Below are 21,845 nucleotides of genomic sequence, written 5' to 3' on the forward strand. Positions count from 1 at the left end.
CTCACTGGAATCGGTGCGGCAGTAATTTCACAACGTCGTTGAAGATCACCAGTCCGGCGAACAAGATCAGGCACACGAATGCTGCCTGGTAGATACGTTCTTTCACGGTCTGATTGATGTCGCGCCTGATCAGGCCTTCGATCGCCAGCAGCAGGATCAACCCGCCGTCGAGGATCGGAATAGGGAAGAGGTTGAAGATCCCGAGGTTCAGACTGATCGCAGCCATCACCATCATGATCGGTGTCCAGCCGTCCTGCTGCGCTGCCTCCCCGGAAATCTTCGCGATGCCAATCGGTCCCGACATGGTCTTGATCGAAACCTTCTGTTCGACCATGCGCTTCACCAGGTCCAGAATCAGAACCGAGTAGCGCTTGTTCTGCTCGACTGATTTTGCGAACGCCTTTGGGAACGGCAGCTTCTGTATTCTTACCGCTGGCTCAGTAGCCACACCGATGCGATATTTCTTCGAGCCGCTAACGTCCGTGAGTGCCGGCGCGAGCGTGAACTTCATCTCCTTGCCATCGCGAACCACAGTGAGTTCCACAGGCTTGCTTTCGGTCTGCTGGAGCATGCGAACCATGACCTGGGTGGAGCGGATTGGGGTGCCGTTCAGGGCCACGATCTCGTCGTCGACCTTAATGCCGACTTTTGCCGCGGGCTGCCCCGCTTCAACATCAGTCACCGTCGTGGGCGAATCCGGCAGCCACCCGGCGCTGCCAACCTGGTCCGGGCCCACAGCTTCGGGAACGATGGTCTTCTGCAGTGTCTCGTTTCCGCGCTGGATCGTAAGCGATACTTGCGAATTCGGGCTCAGCATGACCTTGGAAATGACATCTTCCCAAGTCGGGTTCTCCATATTGTTATAGCGAGCAATACGGTCGCCCGGCTCCAGCCCCGCCTTTTCTGCCGGTGAGTTCTCCAGTACCCAGCCGATCACCGCCGGCTGGTTCAGATAGACCGGCTGTTCATCGTGCACCATGAACACGGCCGTGAGCAGCACGACCGCCAGCAGGATGTTCATGAATGGGCCTGCCACGGCAATGATGAATCGCTGCCAGCGCGGGTGCGACATGAACTCGCCCGGATCGCCCGTGCGGCTCTCCATCGGGTTCTCGCCTGACATCTTCACGTACCCGCCCAGTGGCAGGGCAGAGATGCGGTAATCCGTTTCGCCGCGCTTGAACCCCAGCAGCCGCTTGCCGAATCCGATCGAGAACGTCTCGACACGAACTCCAAACATCTTCGCGGCCATGAAGTGGCCCAGCTCGTGGACCACGATCATGATCCCGAGAACGATGACAACTGATACTACGTCGTAGAGAAAGGTGACCATTCAACCTCAAAAGCCGAAACGACTGCTATACCAACGTGCCCATATCTGCGCCTCTCGGCAGATGTGGGCTTGTCCAATCCTAACCGCGCATCGCACTCGGCTGCTTGCCTCGCCCGAACTGCTTCACGAAAGAGCCTGCCCGCTCGCGAGCCTCGGCATCCGCTGCAAGTACCTCTTTAATAGATTCCGGATGATGCTCGGACGTTACTTTCAATACTCGCTCAATTGTATCCGGGATTGCGTTGAACGGAATGTTACCTTCGAGGAATGCCGCCACGGCCACCTCGTCGGCGGCGTTCAACGCCACCGTCTTCTCTCCGCCGCCTTCGGCTGCCTCGTAAGCTAAACGTAAACAAGGGAATTTCTCGAAATCCGGAGGACAAAAGTCCAATTTCCGCATCTCCAGGGGATCAAACCGGAGTTCCGATGGAACCCGGTCGGGGTAAGTCAAGGCATACAGGATTGGTAACCTCATGTCCGTCACAGATATCTGGGCTAACAGGCTGCCGTCCACGAACTCCACCATGCTGTGTACCGTCGACTGAGGATGAACGATGACCCGAACCTGCGGGGGAGGCAAGTTAAACAATCTGCAGGCTTCGATGACCTCGAATCCCTTGTTCATCAGGGTCGCAGAATCAATCGTGATCCGCCGTCCCATTTTCCACGTTGGATGATTCAGCGCTTGCGCGACCGTGATGTTGTCGAACTCCGCCTTGGGCGTGTGCAGGAATGGTCCGCCCGAAGCCGTCAGCCATACTCGCTCGACCTCGTTGAGCCTGCCGCCCCGCATGCACTGGTGAATCGCGTTGTGCTCGCTGTCGATGGGCAGCAGCGGCTTCCCTTGCCGACGAGCTTCCGCCGTGATCAGTTCTCCGGCGGCGACTAGACATTCCTTATTAGCCAGACCTATGGCCTTCCCCGCCTTTACCGCTTCGTAAGTAGCTTCGAGTCCCGCAACCCCAACAATCGCGCTGACCACGAAATCAACCTCCGGGTGGGTCGAGACCGCGACTGTGCCCGCCGCCCCGTGTACCACCTCGATTCCGGAAAGTTCGGCCCCCTTGAGCTTGGCTCGAACTGTTTCCGCATCCTGCTCCTTCGCCAGCGAAAGCACCTTCGGTCGCCACCGGCGCGCCTGCTCCACCGCAAGTTCGAGATTGGAACCCGCGGCCATGGAGACGACCTGGAACTTGTCAGGGTAACTCTCGACGATGCTGAGGGTACTGCGGCCAATGGAGCCGGTCGAACCCAGGATGGCAATCCGCTTCATGGAAGAGCCTAGGATACAGGAACTAAGGCACCTGTAGAAAGTACTCACGCAGCGCGCCGAAGAGCACCAGCGCGATGGGCGCCGCGAACAGCAGAGCATCGATTCGGTCGAGAATGCCGCCGTGACCTGGTAGCAGCGAACCCGAGTCCTTCACGTTCGCTCCACGCTTAATCAGCGACTCCAACAGGTCCCCAATCTGTCCGGCGATATTGATTGCCAGCGCAACCAGCGCCGTGATCCACATCGGGGTGTCTTCGAAATACAGTGGCGCGTGCAGCAGGTGAATCGTCGTCAGCCCACGGCTTATCGGAGTCGCAAACTCCACCAGCAGGATGCCAACGATGATGCTCGCCACGGCTGACGCGATCGCGCCTTCCCACGTCTTCTTCGGACTGATCCGCGGCGCGAACTTGATCTTCCCAAACGCGCGTCCCACGTAATAAGCCGCGGTGTCTCCCACCCAGATCACAAAAAAGGTGATCAGAACCAGCAACCAACCCGCCAGCATGATCCTCATGATGACCAGGCAGGCGAGGCTGAATCCGAGATATGGAAGCGCTACATAGGAGACCGCCGCCCCCGGCAGCACCGAACGCATGTCCTCACGCGACATCCCAGCACAGAGAAACACAAAGGGCGAAAGTGTGAAGAAGAACACCATCGTGATCAGCACATATTCGCCGTTCGGCGAGGGACTGCCCGTAGCCCAGAGGATGATCCCGTAGAACGTGACGATCAGCAGGTAGGTAAGAAACCGGAACGGCTCGTATCCGTAGCCGGCCGCAAGCGACAGGTACTCCACAGCCGCGAGCACCGCGACCGCTCCCACCAGCACCGCGAATAGCCAGTTCGGCGCCAGGAACAGCGCCAGCAGCACCAGCGGAATCAGCACCACCGCAGTAAGGACTCGTTTCATTGTCAATGAATGTAGCAGAGGAAGGTGAGAAGGCACACGCTTTCAATAGCAGTTGGTTACGCCGGCTGACTATGATTCGCCACCAGCCCGCCGTAGCGCCGCTCCCGCTTCTGAAACTCCGCGATGGATTCCAGCAAGTTCGTACCGCGGAAATCCGGCCACAGCGTCTGTGTCACGTAGATCTCGGCGTAGGCTGACTGCCACAGGAGGAAATTGCTCAGCCGCATCTCGCCGCTGGTGCGGATGATCAAATCGGGATCGGGAAGGTTCGCCGTGTAGAGATGCTTCCCGATCATCTCTTCATCGATCTGGAGATGCTCGAAGCCGCCGTTCGACATCGCCTGCCGCACGATTGACGAGAACGCATCGGCCAGTTCCGTGCGCGCGCCATAGTTCAGCGCCAGCGTCAGCACCGTGCCCGTGTTTTTTGACGTCGCGTCCTGCGCCCAATCCATGCGGTCTTGCACTTCCGGCGGGAGTTCGTGCTTGCGCCCGATGTACTGCAGTCGAATGTTGTTCTTGTTCAGCGTCGGGACTTCGTTCTTGAGATAGCTGCGCAGCAGTTGCATCAGGAAGGTCGTTTCCGTCTTTGGCCGCCGCTTCCAGTTCTCGACCGAGAACGCGTAAAGCGTGAGCCACGGAATCCCACATCGCGCCGCCGTCTCGACGGTGGAGCGCACCGATTCGGCACCGGCCTTGTGTCCGGCGATGCGCGGCAAGTGGCGGCGGTGAGCCCACCGTCCATTGCCGTCCATGATGATTGCGATATGTTTCGGAAGCCGCTCGGGATCGAGCCTCTCGAAAATTTCCGCTTCTTTGCGACTCATCCCGGCGGGCACTTGTGTGCGCAACGAGTTACCTCAACTTGAGCTTTGAAACTAGCACAGGCCAGAGGCTCGGCGCAATGAACCACGGCCCCAAACCTTGTGACGAAAAGAAACTCTGTGACTGAAACGCCGCCCCACGTTCAGGCTATTCTGCGGCCATTCGGTCGATGCCCGGTGAGAACAAAGTCTTCGCGCTCCCAATCGTACTGAAGCGTGTACTGGTGGGCGCATGTCTTGCAAAGCCATACCACCCGCCGCTCCTGCCCCTTCTGGAATTCGCGCGTCGGCTGAATAAACAACTTGCCTTCCCCCAGCCTCTTGAATTGCGTCGAACAGGACGGATTGAAACAACTGGCGACCCTCGGTTTCAGCACGGGACCTCCTCTTACGCCTGCTCGCCTGTCGGGAACTTTATATGAGTTTGGAATCGGGCCTTGGTTCAGGACGTTGCTTGAGTAGCCACGTATTTATCCCGGAAAAAAGCAAACCGGAACCTAAGCTCCGGTCACTTCCGTGCCCCACGTCTGCCGCTTTCAGCAGACGTGGGCACCACGAAAATCAGCGCGAGAGATGTTACGCCGTACGCCGTGTCCCCAAAGTCATCTCGCGAACCTCGTTCACGATTGATGCGCGCTGGATGGGCGTAAGGCTGCTCACGAACGGAATCATCTGGGCCGTGAACTCGTCGGCCATCAGCTCGCGGATATCGTCCTCGATGGTCCGCCCGTTCGGGTTCAGCAGGTCGGGCACGCGCACGTGCAGTGCGTTCGCCAGGCGTTCCAGCGAACTCAGAGTCGGACACGCCTTCTCATTTTCAATCTTGCTGACGTATGTGCGTGGTACCTTCATACGCTGCGCCAGTTGACGCTGGCTCAGGCCCGCGCGCAGGCGGAGATTGCGGATCGCCAGCGCAACCGGCAGACTGCTGGACGAGGGCTCGGCTGGAACTGGCTGGGGCGCAGGCTGAACGATCACAGGCTCCGGCTCATCGTCCAGAGAGGTCTTGCAGCGGCGGCATAAATTGTTATTTGTCCGGAATTGGACTAAATGGCAATGGTCGCAACGAACAACTTCTCGACTATCGACCGGCGCAAGTGTTGTGGCCATTCTGGATCTACGGAGTTGCCAGAGCGGGCACTCCCCCAAGGTTTCCCCGGTGCTCGCAAGTGCAAGGCACCAGAAAAGTTAACCTTAGGCTGGGCTCAATTTGCGACAGACCGCCTGTGGATGTCAACATGAATCTTCCGAGTTTCACGGAGATAACCACCCAAAAAAGCGGACAATGTTCCCGTGATATCGGACAATTTCCAGCGAAAACATGGAGAATATAGGGATGAATCGCGAAGAAGGATGGTGTTTACTAACTGAGTTCACCCAGTCGGAAAGTCTTCGGAAACATGCGCTTGCGGTCGAAGCCTGCGTCCGCGCCTACGCCCGCAAGTTCGGCGGGGACGAGGAGACTTGGGGCCTCGTCGGCCTCATCCACGACTTCGATTACGAGAAGTATCCCAGCGCCGAAGACCACCCCTTCCGCGGCAGCGAGATCCTCGCCCAGCGCGGTGTCAGCGAAGAAATCCGAAGGGCCATCCTCAGCCACGCCGACTACTCCGGCGTCCCGCGCGTCTCCAAGCTGGAAAAGACCCTCTTTGCCTGCGACGAACTCGCCGGATTCATCACCGCCGTCGCGCTGGTGAAGCCATCGAAGTCGCTCAACGAAGTCGACGCCAAGTCCGTGCGAAAACGAATGAAGGACAAAGCCTTCGCCCGCTCGGTCAACCGCCAGGACATTATCAACGGCGCCGCCGACCTCGGCGTCGATCTCGACGAACACATAACGTTCTGCGTGGAAGCGATGAAAACCATCGCGGAAAGATTGGGACTGGCAGGAGTGCAGGCCGCGCCCTAATTTATTGCTCGAAGGAACAACTCGGAAGTCGATCTGGAGCGTGTACCTCGAACTTGCGAAATTTGCCCGTAGGCTTGGTGAGGGGCACGACTTTCAGTTGCGGATTGCGTGGAGCCGATGTCACGAAAGTAACTCGGTAGTACGCCAGCGCTTCGGCGTAGAACCGAAGCGGCAGGATGTGCTCCGGTTTCTTCGGTTGTGTGCTTGGCAGGTATAGAACGAACCCCCCGAGTTCTTCGGCTATTTGCGGTATTCTGATGCGCGCATTCTCCTCTACCAGAGTCTGCGGGTTTGGTTCCGGTGTAAGAAACAGGAAAGCAGGATGGATCGCACGGTCAGCCAATTCTCGCGTCAATGTCGATTCATCGGTTTTTGAGAGATTGTCGCCACCATCGGTAATGATGATGACTGCATCATCGATGCCGATATGCTCTGAATCTACGGCCGAAGCGATGTCGTCGTACAGTTCAGTTCGTCCACCGAGCGGCCGAGTCTTCGTGATGTTCTCGCCGAGGTATCTCAAGTAAGAATACGCTTCGTCCCGCTTTGTAAAGGATCGACCTCTTTCCGCGAATACTTCTGTGGTGAACGGAACCCTGTTGGTGATATTCGAGAGAAGCTCGTATGCGGTCTGTACCACGATAGCCCACCTTCGAGGTCCGCTTCGCATGCTGCCGCTGGCGTCAACGAACAGGAATACTCGATCTATTGTCCGATGGCTGACCTCAGAAGGCGCTAACTTCTGCTTTCCGACTCGTATTTGAAATGAATCAGTACCGAATCCGATCAGCGGTTCCAACGTCTTCGCATCCGTGACAGTGACCGGTACCGAGAATCGACAATCAGTTTGCTCGCAGTAAAGGCCCGAGGTGAGGGCCAGGATGATCACCGTGACTCGGAACCATTTCATTTTCGCGAGCAGACTATTCCTATCCTTGAGCGCTGACAAGTGAAGCTGCGCAAATTCAGCACTTTACAACAAAAGTGGCGCATTCTGTGTAGCACCCGAGTTTACAGACGCGCATTGGCAACGGTTTCAAATCGACGGAGAGAATCTCACAAACGTTGCCGTCGTCGATCTCGGCGGGCTCTTCTCCGGCAACCTATCGGCTTCTCGCGCAGCGTTATGATGCGCCTCGCCGACCAGCTTCTGAGCGCCTGAGGTGGGCAAAACAGCGAAATGTCGCAATGACGATTGAACTGCAGAACTGCAGTGACGATTGAACTGCAGTGACGATTGACAATTTTCTCATCGACGATCAAAAGCGGTTCAGTAAATAGGTGTCCAATCGTCATGAGACAATCGTCAATGACTCAATCTGTTTGCAGCTCATTCGTCATTTCATTTACCTCAGCGCCTCTGCAATTCCTCCCCGCGTGATCAGTTCCACCACCCGCGCCATATCCGGAGCCAGCGAGCGGTCATGCTCCATCATCTTCGCCGCGCCGCGAATCGCCGACAGGGCCTGTTGTGCGCGCTTGCTCGGCTTCATTGGGGCGAGAATGTCTAAAGCTTGTGCTGCCGCCAGGGCTTCGATTGCGAGCACGTTGCGCGCATTCGCGACCACCCGCTTGAGTTTCAGCGCCCCTGCCATGCCCATCGAAACGTAGTCTTCCTTGTTGCCCGAGGTCGTAATCGAATCTGCGGAGGCCGGGTGCGCCAGAACCTTGTTTTCGCTTACCAGCGCCGCCGCCGTGACCTGCGGCATCATGAAGCCCGAGTTCAATCCCGCCGTTGGCGCCAGGAATGGCGGCAGACCTTCGTTGAGCGACGGGTTCACCAGTCGCTCGATCCGCCTCTCGCTAATCCCCGCCAGGGCCGTCAGGGCAATCGCCATAAAATCGAGTGCGAACGCCAACGGTTCACCGTGGAAGTTTCCGCCTGAAATGACATCTCCGCGCACGGCGGCGTCTTGATTCCTCTTTTCTCCGGGCTGTTTCCCTTCCGCGAATACCAGCGGATTATCGACCGCCGAGTTCATCTCGATCTCGAAGACCGCACGTGCATTGGCTAGTGTGTCGCGCACGGCGCCGTGCACCTGCGGAATGCACCGCAACGAGTATGCGTCCTGCACCCTCTTATGCTCGGGGCCCCGATGCGATTCGCGAATCTGGCTGCCCTCGAGCATCCGCCGCATATGGGCCGCAACCGTCAGTTGTCCCGGGTGCGGTCGCACGCGATGGATGCGCTCGTCGAACGCCGCGTCTGTTCCGCGCAGCGCGTCCAGCGACATCGATCCCAGCACGTCGGCCGTATCCGCCAGCGTCTCGGCCTCGATCAATGCCAGCGTGCCCACGGCCAGCATGCATTGCGTACCGTTGATCAGCGAGATTGCTTCCTTGGCGTCGAGCACTACCGGCTTGACCTGCGCCTTCTTGAGCGCATCGGCGCCGCTCATCCGTCTGCCTTCGAAGATCGCTTCACCTTCGCCGATCAACACCAGCGCGAGATGCGCGAGAGGCGCGAGATCTCCTGACGCCCCTACCGACCCCTGTGACGGGATGACCGGATGCACGCCGCGGTTCAGCATCTCGCAAAGCGTATCGATGATGATTGGCCGCACGCCGCTGAAACCCTTGGCGAGCGAATTCGCACGCAGCAGCATCATGGCGCGTGCTTCGGACTCGGACAGCGGATCTCCGACGCCGACCGCGTGCGAGCGCACCAGGTTGACCTGCAACTCGCGGACCTGCTCATGTGAAATGCGAACGTCCGACAACTGTCCGACGCCGGTTGTAATTGCGTAGGCGACCTGGTCCTTGGCGACAAGGTCATCAACAACCGCGCGCGCGGTTTCTACTGCCTGCCGCGCATCGGGCGCCAGCAATACCGGGAGTTTGTCATAAACCACGCGCCGAAGATCTTCGAGAGAGAGGTCGTTTCCGTTGATATGAAGTGCAGGCATAAGAAAGCGTTCTTCGTTGTTAATTCTTCGTTCTTCGTAAAAGAGGAAAGAAGAAGGAGTGTGATGCTGCGCGAATTGCCTATTCTAGACTTCGGAGCGGAAAACCCAAAGCAGTTGATCCCGACGAAGAACGAGGTATGAAGAACTAATTCCCCATCGCCTTCGTAAATGGCGCCATGTACTTCTCCGGAAGCGGCGTCTTCTGCATATCCGGACCAACTACGATGTGAACGCTCTCGCCTTCGGCAAGCAACGCGCCGTCTTCATCGCGCAGAATCTCGTAGAAGAAATGGATTACGTAGCCACGTAGATTGACGATTCTCGTGCGAATACGGATCAGGTCGTCGTATCTCGCCGGAGCCTTGTACCGGCACTTTACCTCGGCGACCGGCAGGTGGTAGCCGTCCTTCTCCATCTCGCGATAGGTGAATCCGAGCGACCGCAACAATTCAACGCGCCCCACCTCCATCCAGATGACGAAGTTCGAGTGATAGACCACGCCCATCTGGTCGGTCTCGGCATAGCGAACCCGAAGCTGGGTTTCGGCGGCAAAGGCATCGGCATGTGCGTGAGGAGTCATGACGGATTGACGATTGACGATTTGAAAAACAAATGACGAATGTCGAATGTCGGAATGACGAATGAAGGTCTCCATCCTGCAGATGTTTTTCTATTCGTCATTTCGACATTCTCTTTAGCGCAATCGTCAATCGTCAATTATTTTTCGCTCCACTTCGGCTTGCGCTTCTCCAGGAACGACGATATCCCTTCCTTGAAGTCCGCCGTCTGGCGAATTCTCGCGTTGGCATCGACGGCGGCACGAATGCGCGTGTTCAATTCGTCGAAGGTGTATCCCGAGAGAAGTTGCTTGGTGGCCAGCAGCGATTCCGGAGAGTTCTCCAGCAGTTGCGCGGCCAATTCGCGCGCACTATCCAGCACCTTGTCCGGCGAGACCACCCGCGTCACCAGTCCCATTCGCTGCGCTTCTCCCGCATCCACGATCCGCCCGGTCAGCAGCAGATCCCGTGCGACCTTCTCGCCCACCTGCTTGACTAGGAATGTCGAGACAATCGCCGGCAGGAACCCGATCTTCACTTCTGTATACCCGAACTTCGCCTCCGCCGATGCGATGGTGAAATCGCACAGCGTGGCGATTCCGCAACCGCCGGCAATGGCCGCTCCGTTCACTGCCGCGATGGTGGGCTTCGGGAACTCGTAGATTGAGCGGAAGAGCAGCGCCATTGTCTGGGAGTCTTTCAGGTTCTGCTCCGGCGTGAGACCGGTCAGCGCTTTCAACTCGTCCAGGTCCATTCCCGCGCAGAACGCCTTGCCCGCACCAGTCAGAATCAAAACCTGCGCCGCCGACTTCTCCACCTCGGTCAACGCCCTCAGCAACTCATCGATCAGTTGATAACTGATCGCATTGCGCTTCTCCGCGCGATTGAAAGTAATCGTCGCAAGCCGGCCATCGAACTGAAGTAGTAGCGTTTCGTAGCTCATGTGAATGGTGCCATCGTGCAATCGTGCCGTTGTGCGATCGAACCGCAATGGCTCGATGGCACGTTGATGCGACGGCACGATCTCAATACTGCCTCCCGATTTCCTCGCTCGCCTTAATCAACTGATCCAGCGGTTTCCGTATCGCCAATCCCACTCCGCGGCTTTCCAGCGCCTCGATGACAATCTCCGTCGGAATATTTCCAACGAGTTTGTCTCCCGCGAATGGGCAACCGCCCAATCCGCCGATCGCCGAATCGAATCGCCGAATCCCAGCATCATATGCCGCCAGAACTTTTGGGGCCGCGTCGCTGCGCCGCGAGTGCAAGTGCACGCCCGTATCGAATCCCTCAAAGCGCTCCACCGCCTCGCGCGTAAGCGCCGCAATCTGCTCCGGCGTGGCCACTCCCACGGTGTCCGCCAGCGATATCGACATGACGCCCAGGTCAGAGATGTTCTCCATCGCTTGCATCACCTCGTCGATGCTCCACGGATCGCCATACGGATTGCCGAACGCCATCGAGATATACACGACCATATCCAGGCCGGCCTCGTCAGCTTTCTTGTAGATGGCCTCCAGCGCGTCGTAATTTTCCTCCGGAGTCTGGTTCTGATTGCGCTTCAAAAAAGTCTCGGAGAGCGAGTATGGAAACCCGATTGTCCGCACCGCTTGCGTCGCAATTGCGCGTTCGGCCCCCCTCTCGTTCACCACGATCCCGATGATCTCGACATCGTCGGACATATCGAGCAGTTCCAGAACTTTTTCGCTGTCGGCCATCTGCGGCACAGCCTTGGGCGAGACGAAACTCACCGCGTCGATGTGCCTGAACCCTGCGCTCACCAGCGCTTTCAGGTAGTTCGTCTTCAACTCTGCCGGTATCTGGTTTTCGAGTCCCTGCCAGGCGTCGCGAGGGCACTCAATCAATTTGACGGAATCAGCCATGGCATTTGCGCAATTCGCGCAGCAATATCCTAAAGCATCGGCTCGTCTTGTGCAGGAATTACGAGGCTTGCAGAGATTCCATGAAGCGGGTTCTCAGATCGTCGTCCGTCAGGCTGTGTGCCAAGACAACATCTTGTGGTAAAGCCGTGCGATCCTCGTCGGAACTGACGCCCACCAGGATTGACCCAAACATGTATTTCTCCACCTGGGCCGAGGTGTACATCTGTACCGGCGTAAGTCCGTCCAGCGCATCGCCGTCGATCAACAACACGTCGGCGCGCCGCTTGCGCATTGAACTCATCGCCAGGTCCCAGAAGGTGAACGTGCGAACATCCGCGCCCGCCGCCTTCAAAACGGTGCGATAGTGGCTCACCATCACGCCACAACCGACGATCACAATATTCGCCTCGTTCAGCGCGCGCGCGATCTCCGGTTCCGGGGCATGAGCCACACGAACAGCCCTCCCGCTTCCATTACCGTTCGGGGATAACTGCGGTATGTCCGTCTCTTCCGGTTCGTGCGCCTTGATAGGCTCCGGCGGTTCCTCGGCCTGTCCATCGCCGGCCCGTTCCAACGCGCGCTGCAGTACTTGTGTGAACGGCCGGGACGGTGGCGGCTCCTCCGGGGGTGAAGGTTTCTCCGAAGCCGGCGTCAGAGGATTCGGTGCATCCGACGGCACAACCACGTCGTCCGGAGCATCCAGGAATGGCGACAGCGGTCGCAGCGGCACAATTTGTGACATCGGGTTGGCGGCAGATTCAGGCTCGTCCTGCTGAATGGATTTCGCGAGGTCCGGGTTTGAAAGGTCGCGCCACCACGGCCGCTCCGGTGCTGCAGCACCACGACGTCTTCGCGGCGTTCTCGGCGCCTCGGCCTCCTGTGAAACTGGCAACTCTGCCCGCGGAGTTTCCACATTCTGCGCGGATGCTGCTGCCGAACCTTCGACTGCCGCGGTCATCGCCTGTGCAGGTGCAGCCTGCGGTTCCGTTTCAACTTCCGGCTCCGATGGTTTTGGCGCCGGCAGCAATTCCGAGAGCGGCAGAGGTTCCGCCTGCATCTTCGACGCTGGCTCTACCGGTCGATACGATCTCGCCGGCTTCTCAACCCGGGGCGGTCGCGAGAACTCTTCCAACCTCGCCCATTGTTCCACCGGATTCGGCGCCGGTGTGGCTTCGGCCAGGCGCGCCGCGACCACCGTTTTGCCCTCTTTCTTATTTCGCACGGTCGGCAGGAAGAAAAGGAAGAATGCGGCGACCACGAACACCGACACCAGCACCGCCAGCCCCATTCCGATAACCCACAGATTGCTGTGTCCCGGCTGCGAATTGCCATTGGTCGGCGCCGGACTGGATGCCTGCGGCTTCTTTGCCGATTCGCTCGCCTCATCCACTAACGGCAATGGGGGATTCCATGCGGTAGTCGTATTCCCCCGGCTCTTGTCGTTTGTGCGTTTGATTGTTGGCGCCAGGATCGGCCACTCCGGGGCACCCGCGCTGACATCGCCTGTGAAAATATTCACCGCACCCAGCCGCTTGAGAGCGTCCCGAACCTCGGCAACTTCCGGGTGACGCGAATTGGCCCGCTCCAGCATCGGAAGGGCCTCACTCTTTCGGTCGCTCCAGATGAGCGAGAAGCCCTGACCCACCAGCGCATCGTAGTTCCCCGGATCCACGACGAGCGCTTTCTGATATTGCTCCAGCGCCAGTTGCTGGTTTCCCTGCCACGAATAAACCTTCCCCAGCCCAATGAGCGCGTCCGTGTTATCCGGGTACCACCTCAGGACCATCCGATACTGGTCCTTCGCCGCCGCATACTGCCGCTGATACAGGAGATTGCGCGCGTATTCCACACGCAGTTCCGGGTCATTCGGATTTTGCTGCAGAGCAGCCGAGAGCAACCGGGATCCCTCGCCGTACTGGCCCAAATCCCGCAGCGCCGCAGCCATCCCGAGCACGTACGGTTGGCTGTCCGGATTCTTCCTCAGCAGGTAGTCGTACTGCGCCGCGGCCCGGTCCGGTTCGCCGAGTTGCAGCAAAACCCCGCCGAGGCGCTCGCGGCTCGAAAGATCGCTGGAGTTCTGATCGACTGCACGCTGCAGCCAATCAGCACCGGCCTTCAGGTTGGGATGGGTTGCGCGGATATTCGCTTCGGCGATGTTCCGGCAGCGCCAGTTGCTGATCTTGAGATTCGGATTTGCGGCTAGAACTCCTTGGTAGATTGACTGGGCGATATCGAACCGCCCCTGGCCGAGCGCCGTGTCTCCGCGCTGCAGCGTCGTCTCCGGGTCCTCAAACTGCCCAAAAGCGTGCAGGCAGGTGAGGAGCAGGAGGACGCCGGCACAACGACGCAAGCGCGACCCCAGCCCTAGCAAATCTCCCCCTCCAGGATGTACCGTTTTCCTTCGACTCAGAATACCGCGTTTGCGAGATAACGTAGTACGGAAACCGCTAATTTACAAGCTCTTACCGTCGATAAACGCCCCGCCAGGCAAAGACTAAGGTAATCATCGCGGCCGCGAGGGCGAGTTCAAAATAGAGCACTAAAAGGCGGTTCTTGGGGAGCAATTCGCCCATAGCCGAGGCGAGCACCAGAACGGCGGCGAATGCCGTGCACGGAACTTGCACCAGTCCGCAGGAGAGTCCTACTTTCAGCAGGATAGGAAACGTGACGCCGGCCCGAAGCGTGGCCGTCGCCGCAAAACACACCCACGCAGGCGCCAGCAACACCTGCGCAATCCAGAAGAAAAGGGCCCCCTGCCGTGAATTCATTTTTCGCTTTATGTCGCCGCGCTACGTCTGCAATATCCCCACCCGAAACGGCGGCACCTCCGGATTATGTCTCGCCGCTCTCAGCGCCCACGTAATCGCGTCCCGCGTCTCGATCGGGTCGATAATCTTGTCGATCCACAGGCGCGCCGCTCCATACCGCGGATCCATTTGCCTCGCATAAGTGTCGCGCACCGACTCGAACAGTTCCTTCTTGTCCTGGTCGGTCAGCTTTTTGCCCTCGCGCTCCAGTTGCTTGATCTTGATTTCAACCAGCGTGCCCGCTGCCGACTCGCCGCTCATGACGGAATACCGCGCGCTCGGCCAGGCAAATACAAACCGTGGATCGTAGGCTTTGCCGCACATCGCATAGTGTCCCGCGCCGAATGATCCACCGATGATGACCGTGATCTTCGGCACCACCGAGTTCGAAACCGCGTTCACCATCTTCGCCCCGGCGCGAATGATGCCGCTCCACTCCGCGTCCTTGCCCACCATGAAGCCGTTCACGTCGTGCAGAAACACCAGCGGCACCAGGTTCTGGTTGCAGTCCATGATGAACCGTGCCGCCTTCTCCGCCGACTCGGTGTAAATCACGCCGCCGAACTCCATCCGCTTGTTGCCGTTGTGATCCACCTGGTGGACGTGTTTTTTCTGGTTGGCCACGATCCCGACCGCGTAGCCGCCAATCCGCGCATATCCGCAGATCACCGTCTCGCCATACTCCGGCTTGTACTCGTCAAACTGCGAGCCATCGACGATGCGAGCGATCACCTGCTTCATGTCGTACTGCTTCGACGGGTCCGGGTCGTAGATGCCATACAACTCCTCCGCCGCATACAGAGGCGCCTCGACCTTTTCCGCGCGATGAAACGGAGCCGGAGTACGGTATCCCATCTTGTCCACCAGCGAGCGAATGCGCTCGATACACGCCTCATCGTTCGGCTCCTTGAAATCAACGGTGCCGGAAATCGATGCATGCATCGTTGCCCCGCCCAATTCCTCCGCCGAACTCTTCTGCCCAATCGCCGCCTGCACCAGAGCCGGCCCAGCGAGGAACAGCCCCGAGCCCTCGGTCATCAAAATGTGGTCGCACATCACCGGGAGGTACGCGCCTCCAGCCACGCACATGCCCATGATGGCCGTGATCTGCGGAATTCCCAACGCCGACATCACCGCGTTGTTGCGAAACACGCGCCCGAAATCGTCGGTGTCTGGGAAAACATCTTCCTGCAAGGGCAGGAAGACCCCCGCCGAATCGACGAGATAAATCGTCGGCAGTCGGTTCTCGATGGCGATGTTCTGCGCGCGGATCACCTTCTTCGTCGTCGTCGGGAAGAATGCGCCCGCCTTCACCGTCGCGTCGTTGGCGATGATCATGAAAAGCCGGTCGCGCACGCGACCAAGCCCGGTGATCACCCCCGCCGCCGGCGCTCCGCCCCACTCCTCGTACATCTCGTGAGCCGCATACAGACTCAGTTCAAAGAACTCCACGCCCGGGTCGAGCAGCTTCGCCAGCCGCTCCCGTGCCGTCAGCCGACCCTTCTTGTGCTGCGACTCAATCGCACGCTGGCCGCCACCCTCGAGAATCTTCTCCTCCTGGTTGCGAATCTCGGCCATCTTGTGCGCCAGCTCGCGCATGTTGATCTCATACCGCTTGCTGGAAGGATCGACTGTATTGGGAATGACGTTGGTGGGAACGGTCGTAATCTTATCCGCCATGAATCACCTTATGACTGCATAAGTAACCGATAAGCGTAAATGACACAGGGAAGGGGTGCAACAACGGCAAAACGGCAAAGGGGCAAAGCTGAAAAGGGCCGGATCGAACCAACTTCAGATTTCTTCGTGCCTTCGTGCCTTTGTGGTAATCCTCTCCACGCACGCCTGCACCGGTTCTTCGGCGATCTCATCCACCAAACCGATCTCGAGCGCCTTCGCAGCGTGAATCTTCTCCGCTGCCAAAAACATCTCAAGCGCCTTGGCTTTCCCGACCAAGCGCGGCAACCTCTGCGTCCCGCCCCAACCGGTGATCAATCCCAGCGCCGCGCCTCGATGCCCGAACACCGAATGCGGATGGGCGATGCGATAGCAACATGCGAGTGCCAGGTCGAACCCGCCGCCCATGCAATACCCCCAGACAGCGGCATACGTCGGAGCAGGGAAGTTCGCGACGGTATTCATCAGCGCCTGGCCCATGGCCGCAAACTCATACGCCTCGACCCCGGTGAGCGCGGCGATCTCATTCAAATCTGCGCCTGCCGAGAAGAAATGCTTATTCCCAGTGATGATCAGTGGCTTCGGATTCACCTCTCGCGCCAGTTCTTGCGTGACCGTGGTGAGTGCCTTCACGCGCAACCGGGTCAGGCGGTTTGTTTCGTCACCGCTCAGTCGCAAGACATTGGCGGACTCTCGTGATTCGAGTTCGTAGAAGGTCACCACTGCGGAATCATATCGGGCGAAGGTCGGTTTCGCGAATTTCGAATTGCGTTTTTACTAATTGCTAATTGCCCGACTTCAAGTTTGCCTTTTGCGTTCGCCCGATTCCCTCACGCCGTCTTTCGTTCCCGCTCTGCCGGCCTCTCCAACTCCCCACGATCCCACTTCGCCAGCGTCGCCCCCGCCTCATAGGTGCTCTCACAGAACTCCAGCAACGTCGCTCGCGGGTCTGCCGACTCCCGCACGTCGTCATACTTCAGCAGGAACTCGCCTAGTTCTTTGTGATAGAAGGCACGGTTCGGCCGGACTTTCGCTTCGGCGAATCCTTCCGGCGCCGGTGCCGCATACGCGTAGAACGCGGGATACTCCAGCACTGGCCCCCATGCCGACTCGCCACCGGGCCACCAACCCGCGCTGATGACTTCATGTGAATATGCTTCGCGGGTTATCGCGTCCGCACCGTCCTTCTCCGGCGCGCGGCGCCCTGAGAAACGCGTAACTGCGAGATCGAAGCTTCCCCAGAAGAAATGCACCGGGCTCGACTTGCCAATGAACCGTCCGCGGAACTCCTCGAAGATCGGCTCGATCGTCTGAAGCACGCGTGAGAATCGCTCCACGGCCTCGCGATCATAGCTCGCGTGTTTCGTGTCCTGCTCGAACGGAATCGGGTTCGGCACCTCGACCGGCATCGTCCAGATGCGCACATCGATCTTCAGCTTTTTCAGCGCCGACTCGAACTCGCGATAAAAATCTGCCACGGTGCGCGGATACATCCCGATCTTCACCTTGCGCCGATCATTGCACTCCAGCACCAGCGCGTGCTCCTGGAAGTCAAACGTCGCCTGCACCACGCAATCGCCATACGGCATTGCCCCGGTCGTCAGCCCCTGCGACGAAACGTACAGCGGCACGTGCCACCAGTGATTCACCGGCGGGGCCAGCCGCAAGCGCAACTTCCCCACCATCTGCGTCCACATGTGCAGCGTTTGCAAGGTAGGCTTCCACTCCTTGAGCGGCAGCGGTGGCCAGACATTCGGAGTTGCAAAAAAATTCGGAGTTATGGAAGAGGAAACCATGGCATACCCCCACACAAGAGGATGCCTATCTTACTGCATCAGGCGGTCAATGAAGGTGCCGTCACGAACTCCCCAAGTGCGAATAGCCCCACACCTGCAGGTTTCAGCAGAAGTGGGGCTATTCCGAGCAGTCGAATTGTTGTGAACTGCAAATCGCCTACATGACTGCTGTCGGCGGTGCCGGTTCGTCCGGACTGCCGGCATTGGCCAGCGGAACGCGGATCATCACCGTCGCAATCACAACCAGGGCGATCAGGCCGTAGATCCAATTTGGATGGTCCATAATTGACCACAACTGGCGGCCGCTGCCGACGATTCCCGCGATTACCAATCCGCAGAGCGCTTCGCCCGCGATCAGTCCTGAAGCGGTCAGCACTCCGGCGTTCTCTACGCGCGCCTTCTGTGCGTCGTTCAGTTTGGCACGGTCGCGCAACTTGTCGGTAATCCAACGCAGGATGCCACCGACAAAGATCGCGAACGTCGTTCCCAGCGGCAGGTACATGCCCACGGAGAACAGCATCGGGCTCCTCACTTCGATCATGATCAGCGCAAAGCCCATCAGGATGCCGACGATTACCAGCGGCCACGCCATGTTGCCACCGACGATTCCCTGCGCCAGCATCGCCATCAAGCCGGCCTGTGGAGCAGGAAGAGCCGCGCTGCCGAAGTGATACGCCTTGTCGAGTATTGCCAGCGGGAAGAACAGAACCAACGATGCCACAACGATCCCAAGCAGGTCGCCAATCTGCATCTTCGACGGAGTGCCGCCGAGAATGTGCCCAACCTTGAGGTCCTGCAGCATTTCGCCGGCGACCGCGGACGAGACGCAAACCACGGCCGCGACGCCGAGCACCGCGGTCACGCCGCCAATTCCCGAAACGCCGAGCGCCACCATCAGCAGCGCTGCAACCACCAGCGTGCACAGAGTCAGGCCGGATACCGGGTTGTTCGACGAGCCGATCATGCCCACCAGGTTGCCGCTGACCGCCGCGAAGAAGAACCCGAGAATCACCATCACGACCGCGGCGACGACTGCACCCGCAATAATCTTGTTGCTCGCCAGGCCACCGGCGCCCGAAATGAAGAAGTAGTACAGCGCGATCATCGCGATGAGTACCAACGCAATGCCGGCGAAGACGACCTTGGAGTTCAAATCGCGCTGCGTGCGGTCGGTCGCCTCATGTGCCTGGGCCGATTTCTTCAAGTCCGAAACCGCTCGCCCAATGCCGATGCCGAGTTGTTTGCGCATTTTGAACAGCGTGTAGCAGGCGCCCACCAACATGCCTCCGACGGCGATCGGCCGGACGATCGAGAAATAGATGGAGCCGGCAATCGTCGGCCACGGAATCTGTGCACCCGTGGCGGGCTGCATGTACGGTCCAAGGATGTAGGTCAAGAGTGGAACCAGCAGGCCCCACGCCAGCACGCCGCCGGCGAAGTTCAGTGCCGCCAGCCGTGGTCCAATGATGTATCCCACGCCAAGGTAAGCGGGCGAGATATCCGGCCAACTGAAGGTTGTCGCACCGCCGGTTACGGTAGTCCCGACATTCGGGTTCGTTGCGGTACGCAGCAACAGTTTCTTACCAACTGCGCTGATGTTGAACACCACCGTTCGCGAGAACGCAAACAGGTTGATCTGGCTCAGGAAATAGAACACCGCGCCGAATCCCATGTTCGCAAACAGGATCTTCGCGGCCTTGCTCCCCTGTTGTCCGGCCTTGTGAATCTGCGAGGCTGCCACCGACTCGGGATACGGAAGCTCCGGATCTTCGACCATCACGCGCCGCAGCAACGTAACGAAGAGAATGCCCAGCGTGCCGCCGATCGCCATGAGCGCGACGGATTGCCAGTACTTCGCTGCGGTGAGTCCCGGCCAGATTCCGGCGAGGACGAATGCCGGTATTGTGAACACGGCGCCCGCAGCCACCGACTCACCGATGGAGCCGATGGTTCGGGCGATGTTTTCTTCCAGCAGCGAGCCTTTGAAAATCCTGAGAATGGACATGCCGATCACGGCAGCCGGATAAGTAGCCGCGATTGTCATACCGGCCTTGAGGCCCAGGTAAGCGTTGGCCGCGCCTAGAATCGCGGTCATGATTAGGCCGAGGATGATCGCCCGGAGCGTAAACTCCTTCATCGGCATGTCAGCGGGAACATAGGGACGATATTGTTGTGGGGAGCTCATGAAAACAGGTCCTTTATACGTGTTGTAGACACGACTAACAGGGAACCCGCGCAAAGTAGCACGCCGCTGAGCATTATTACAAGTGCGTAAAACCTGTGCCGTCGTGACGATGCGCTATTCAGTCGCGAAGGGAACCGGTGTATACTTGAACCACGTTCCCGCCGAAGATGCAGTTTTCGGTGCTTCGGGCCGCTCCCGAAGCGGACGGTAAGGAGGTCGTCTTCAGCAGTAGCGGAGACCGAACTCGGGCCGATGGGGTCCAGGCGCCACCCGGAAGGCCTCTTATTGCCAATACGCTGAACGCCTTGTTCGGCAGCCTATATAGCGCTCTCTTCCCGTCCGATTGCCGTCTCTGTTCCACACCCCTGAATACAGTTTCGCGCCTGCCGGTGTGTGAGGCCTGCGTAAACCGGATAGAACAGATGCCCGCCGACCGTTGTCGCGCCTGCGGAGACCTGTTCCCCGTTGGCTATCAGTCCTCGACCGACCTTTGCCCGGACTGCGCTTTTGAGGCACCGCCATTCGAGCGCGCCGCCGCTTACGGTCCCTACACAGGTGGGCTGCGCGAACTAATTCATCTTTTGAAGTATGAACAGATCAAACCCGCGGCCAAGGTTCTCGGCCGCATGTTGTCAGAGGCCGCCAACACCCTGGAATTGCGTGGAGAGGTGATCGTGATCCCCGTTCCCCTGCACGCCGCCAAGTTGCGACAGCGAAGCTTTAACCAGTCAGAGTTGATCGCGAAAGAGGCGCTGCGGCATCTACATGGATATCAGAACGCGCATTTCACCCTGGAAGTCGCGCTCATGAAACGGCGTCGCGATACGCCGTCGCAGGTTGGAATGACACGCGAAGAGCGCGCCGCAAACCTGCGTGGAGCCTTCGGTGTGACCTCGCGTTCGCGTATTCGGGGCCAACAAGTTCTCCTGGTCGATGACGTTCTCACGACCGGTGCGACCGTTGCCGAGTGTACGCGTGTGCTGCGGCGCGGGGGCGCGAAACACATTTGGGTGGCGACGGTGGCGCGAGCGGTGCGAGTGTCCGCGACTTTCGCCGAAGCAAGGGATTCTAATCAGCAAGCGCCGTTGGCGATAGCGGCGCGGGGATAAGGCCATGTCTGCTGCTAGATCGGAGAGTCATAGATCACCGCGACACATGGAGTCGCATGTGCCCGCCGAAGTGCATTATTCGCCCATGCACGCTCCCGTTCTCGTGCTCAACGCTTCCTATGAGCCGATCAACGTCTGCGCCGCACGGCGCGCCATCGTGCTCGTGCTGAAGGGCGTTGCCATGACCGAAGAGGTGAATGGACACTTCCTGCACTCGACGCGCATCTCCATGCGCGTGCCATCGGTCATTCGCCTGCTGGAATATCGCCGCATTCCGCACCAGACTCGCGCTCTCTCGCGCAAGAACATCCTTCTGCGTGATCGCAACACCTGCCAGTACTGCGGACTCGTTCTGCCGTCCTCGGATTTGACCCTCGATCACGTGATCCCGAGATCTCGCGGCGGGGCCTCAACCTGGGAAAATCTCGTAGCCTGCTGTCACGATTGCAACCGCGAGAAAGGCAACATGCTGCCTCATGAGGCTGGCATGAAGTTAATGCGTGAGCCTCGTCCGTTCACTCTCCACACCAGCCGCCACATCATGCGAATGATGGGCCGGTCCGATGCCAAGTGGAGGAAGTATCTGTTTTATTAATGACTTATGTAGATATCGGAAGTCCCCATCCCGACGGTACCTTCGTGTAAGTAAATACTTTCATTTTGGCGAGTG

Annotated in this window: 20 protein-coding genes; 3 read left to right on the plus strand and 17 right to left on the minus strand. The window is 58.8% G+C overall.

The features are described from left to right. Position 1 precedes the first annotated feature (1 nt). The 6 genes from rseP to ROO76_19920 form a co-directional block, all read right to left on the minus strand. On the minus strand, positions 2–1,333 hold the full coding sequence (gene rseP, locus ROO76_19895; protein ID MDT8070435.1) for an RIP metalloprotease RseP: 1,332 nt from the start codon (positions 1,331–1,333) through the stop codon (positions 2–4). A gap of 79 nt (positions 1,334–1,412) precedes the next feature. Further along, positions 1,413–2,606, minus strand: a complete 1,194-nt coding sequence (locus tag ROO76_19900) for a 1-deoxy-D-xylulose-5-phosphate reductoisomerase (GenBank protein MDT8070436.1) — start codon at positions 2,604–2,606, stop codon at positions 1,413–1,415. Positions 2,607–2,628: 22 nt separating this feature from the next. Next, on the minus strand, positions 2,629–3,522 hold the full coding sequence (locus tag ROO76_19905) for a phosphatidate cytidylyltransferase (protein ID MDT8070437.1): 894 nt from the start codon (positions 3,520–3,522) through the stop codon (positions 2,629–2,631). Between the two features lie 56 nt (positions 3,523–3,578). Then, complete coding sequence (locus tag ROO76_19910) at positions 3,579–4,349, minus strand: isoprenyl transferase (protein MDT8070438.1); 771 nt, start codon at positions 4,347–4,349, stop codon at positions 3,579–3,581. A gap of 140 nt (positions 4,350–4,489) precedes the next feature. Beyond that, on the minus strand, positions 4,490–4,723 hold the full coding sequence (locus ROO76_19915; GenBank protein ID MDT8070439.1) for a hypothetical protein: 234 nt from the start codon (positions 4,721–4,723) through the stop codon (positions 4,490–4,492). A 199-nt stretch (positions 4,724–4,922) separates the two neighbouring features. Continuing rightward, positions 4,923–5,324, minus strand: a complete 402-nt coding sequence (locus tag ROO76_19920; protein ID MDT8070440.1) for a helix-turn-helix transcriptional regulator — start codon at positions 5,322–5,324, stop codon at positions 4,923–4,925. A gap of 358 nt (positions 5,325–5,682) precedes the next feature. On the opposite strand from ROO76_19920, the gene ROO76_19925 reads away from it, so the two are divergent. Then, entirely contained in the window at positions 5,683–6,255 is a 573-nt protein-coding gene (locus ROO76_19925; protein ID MDT8070441.1) for an HDIG domain-containing protein, read from the plus strand. A 1-nt stretch (position 6,256) separates the two neighbouring features. On the opposite strand, the gene ROO76_19930 is transcribed toward ROO76_19925, so the two are convergent. The 11 genes from ROO76_19930 to ROO76_19980 all read right to left on the minus strand — a co-directional run bounded on the left by ROO76_19930 (position 6,257) and on the right by ROO76_19980 (position 20,066). Then, positions 6,257–7,165 carry a VWA domain-containing protein gene (locus ROO76_19930; GenBank protein ID MDT8070442.1) on the minus strand — a complete coding sequence of 303 codons (909 nt, stop codon included), beginning with the start codon at positions 7,163–7,165 and terminating at the stop codon, positions 6,257–6,259. A gap of 436 nt (positions 7,166–7,601) precedes the next feature. Further along, entirely contained in the window at positions 7,602–9,161 is a 1,560-nt protein-coding gene (hutH, locus tag ROO76_19935; protein ID MDT8070443.1) for a histidine ammonia-lyase, read from the minus strand. 145 nt (positions 9,162–9,306) lie between these two features. Continuing rightward, positions 9,307–9,816, minus strand: coding sequence for a thioesterase family protein (locus tag ROO76_19940; GenBank protein ID MDT8070444.1), 510 nt, complete (start codon positions 9,814–9,816; stop codon positions 9,307–9,309). 62 nt (positions 9,817–9,878) lie between these two features. After that, the gene (locus ROO76_19945; GenBank protein MDT8070445.1) at positions 9,879–10,739 is read right to left on the minus strand and encodes an enoyl-CoA hydratase-related protein; all 861 of its coding nucleotides are present in this window, start codon (positions 10,737–10,739) and stop codon (positions 9,879–9,881) included. A gap of 4 nt (positions 10,740–10,743) precedes the next feature. Beyond that, positions 10,744–11,601, minus strand: coding sequence for a hydroxymethylglutaryl-CoA lyase (locus ROO76_19950; GenBank protein ID MDT8070446.1), 858 nt, complete (start codon positions 11,599–11,601; stop codon positions 10,744–10,746). A gap of 58 nt (positions 11,602–11,659) precedes the next feature. Then, positions 11,660–13,951 (minus strand): tetratricopeptide repeat protein, encoded by a 2,292-nt coding sequence (locus tag ROO76_19955; protein MDT8070447.1) that lies wholly within the window; start codon positions 13,949–13,951, stop codon positions 11,660–11,662. Between the two features lie 112 nt (positions 13,952–14,063). Further along, positions 14,064–14,369 carry a hypothetical protein gene (locus ROO76_19960; GenBank protein MDT8070448.1) on the minus strand — a complete coding sequence of 102 codons (306 nt, stop codon included), beginning with the start codon at positions 14,367–14,369 and terminating at the stop codon, positions 14,064–14,066. Positions 14,370–14,390: 21 nt separating this feature from the next. Further along, entirely contained in the window at positions 14,391–16,007 is a 1,617-nt protein-coding gene (locus ROO76_19965; GenBank protein ID MDT8070449.1) for an acyl-CoA carboxylase subunit beta, read from the minus strand. A gap of 195 nt (positions 16,008–16,202) precedes the next feature. Then, complete coding sequence (locus ROO76_19970; GenBank protein MDT8070450.1) at positions 16,203–16,808, minus strand: enoyl-CoA hydratase/isomerase family protein; 606 nt, start codon at positions 16,806–16,808, stop codon at positions 16,203–16,205. A 107-nt stretch (positions 16,809–16,915) separates the two neighbouring features. Then, positions 16,916–17,881, minus strand: coding sequence for a DUF5996 family protein (locus ROO76_19975; GenBank protein ID MDT8070451.1), 966 nt, complete (start codon positions 17,879–17,881; stop codon positions 16,916–16,918). Between the two features lie 157 nt (positions 17,882–18,038). Beyond that, positions 18,039–20,066, minus strand: a complete 2,028-nt coding sequence (locus ROO76_19980; protein ID MDT8070452.1) for an oligopeptide transporter, OPT family — start codon at positions 20,064–20,066, stop codon at positions 18,039–18,041. Positions 20,067–20,233: 167 nt separating this feature from the next. Here ROO76_19980 and ROO76_19985 point away from each other — a divergent pair, with 167 nt between their 5' ends. After that, on the plus strand, positions 20,234–21,175 hold the full coding sequence (locus ROO76_19985; protein ID MDT8070453.1) for a ComF family protein: 942 nt from the start codon (positions 20,234–20,236) through the stop codon (positions 21,173–21,175). 85 nt (positions 21,176–21,260) lie between these two features. Further along, positions 21,261–21,770, plus strand: coding sequence for an HNH endonuclease (locus ROO76_19990; GenBank protein MDT8070454.1), 510 nt, complete (start codon positions 21,261–21,263; stop codon positions 21,768–21,770). Positions 21,771–21,845 lie beyond the last annotated feature (75 nt).

This window comes from Terriglobia bacterium (assembly GCA_032252755.1).
Taxonomy (GTDB): domain Bacteria; phylum Acidobacteriota; class Terriglobia; order Terriglobales; family Acidobacteriaceae; genus JAVUPY01.

Coding starts and splice junctions, on each gene's coding strand:
- ROO76_19975 (MDT8070451.1), bottom strand. CDS start 17,881: ATGGTTTCCTCTTCCATAACTCCGAATTTTTTTGCAACTCCGAATGTC.
- ROO76_19985 (MDT8070453.1), top strand. CDS start 20,234: ATGCAGTTTTCGGTGCTTCGGGCCGCTCCCGAAGCGGACGGTAAGGAG.
- rseP (MDT8070435.1), bottom strand. CDS start 1,333: ATGGTCACCTTTCTCTACGACGTAGTATCAGTTGTCATCGTTCTCGGG.
- ROO76_19900 (MDT8070436.1), bottom strand. CDS start 2,606: ATGAAGCGGATTGCCATCCTGGGTTCGACCGGCTCCATTGGCCGCAGT.
- ROO76_19965 (MDT8070449.1), bottom strand. CDS start 16,007: ATGCGCGAGCTGGCGCACAAGATGGCCGAGATTCGCAACCAGGAGGAG.
- ROO76_19925 (MDT8070441.1), top strand. CDS start 5,683: ATGAATCGCGAAGAAGGATGGTGTTTACTAACTGAGTTCACCCAGTCG.
- hutH (MDT8070443.1), bottom strand. CDS start 9,161: ATGCCTGCACTTCATATCAACGGAAACGACCTCTCTCTCGAAGATCTT.
- ROO76_19950 (MDT8070446.1), bottom strand. CDS start 11,601: ATGGCTGATTCCGTCAAATTGATTGAGTGCCCTCGCGACGCCTGGCAG.
- ROO76_19990 (MDT8070454.1), top strand. CDS start 21,261: ATGCACGCTCCCGTTCTCGTGCTCAACGCTTCCTATGAGCCGATCAAC.
- ROO76_19910 (MDT8070438.1), bottom strand. CDS start 4,349: ATGAGTCGCAAAGAAGCGGAAATTTTCGAGAGGCTCGATCCCGAGCGG.
- ROO76_19980 (MDT8070452.1), bottom strand. CDS start 20,066: ATGAGCTCCCCACAACAATATCGTCCCTATGTTCCCGCTGACATGCCG.
- ROO76_19905 (MDT8070437.1), bottom strand. CDS start 3,522: ATGAAACGAGTCCTTACTGCGGTGGTGCTGATTCCGCTGGTGCTGCTG.
- ROO76_19960 (MDT8070448.1), bottom strand. CDS start 14,369: ATGAATTCACGGCAGGGGGCCCTTTTCTTCTGGATTGCGCAGGTGTTG.
- ROO76_19940 (MDT8070444.1), bottom strand. CDS start 9,816: ATGGAGACCTTCATTCGTCATTCCGACATTCGACATTCGTCATTTGTT.
- ROO76_19930 (MDT8070442.1), bottom strand. CDS start 7,165: ATGAAATGGTTCCGAGTCACGGTGATCATCCTGGCCCTCACCTCGGGC.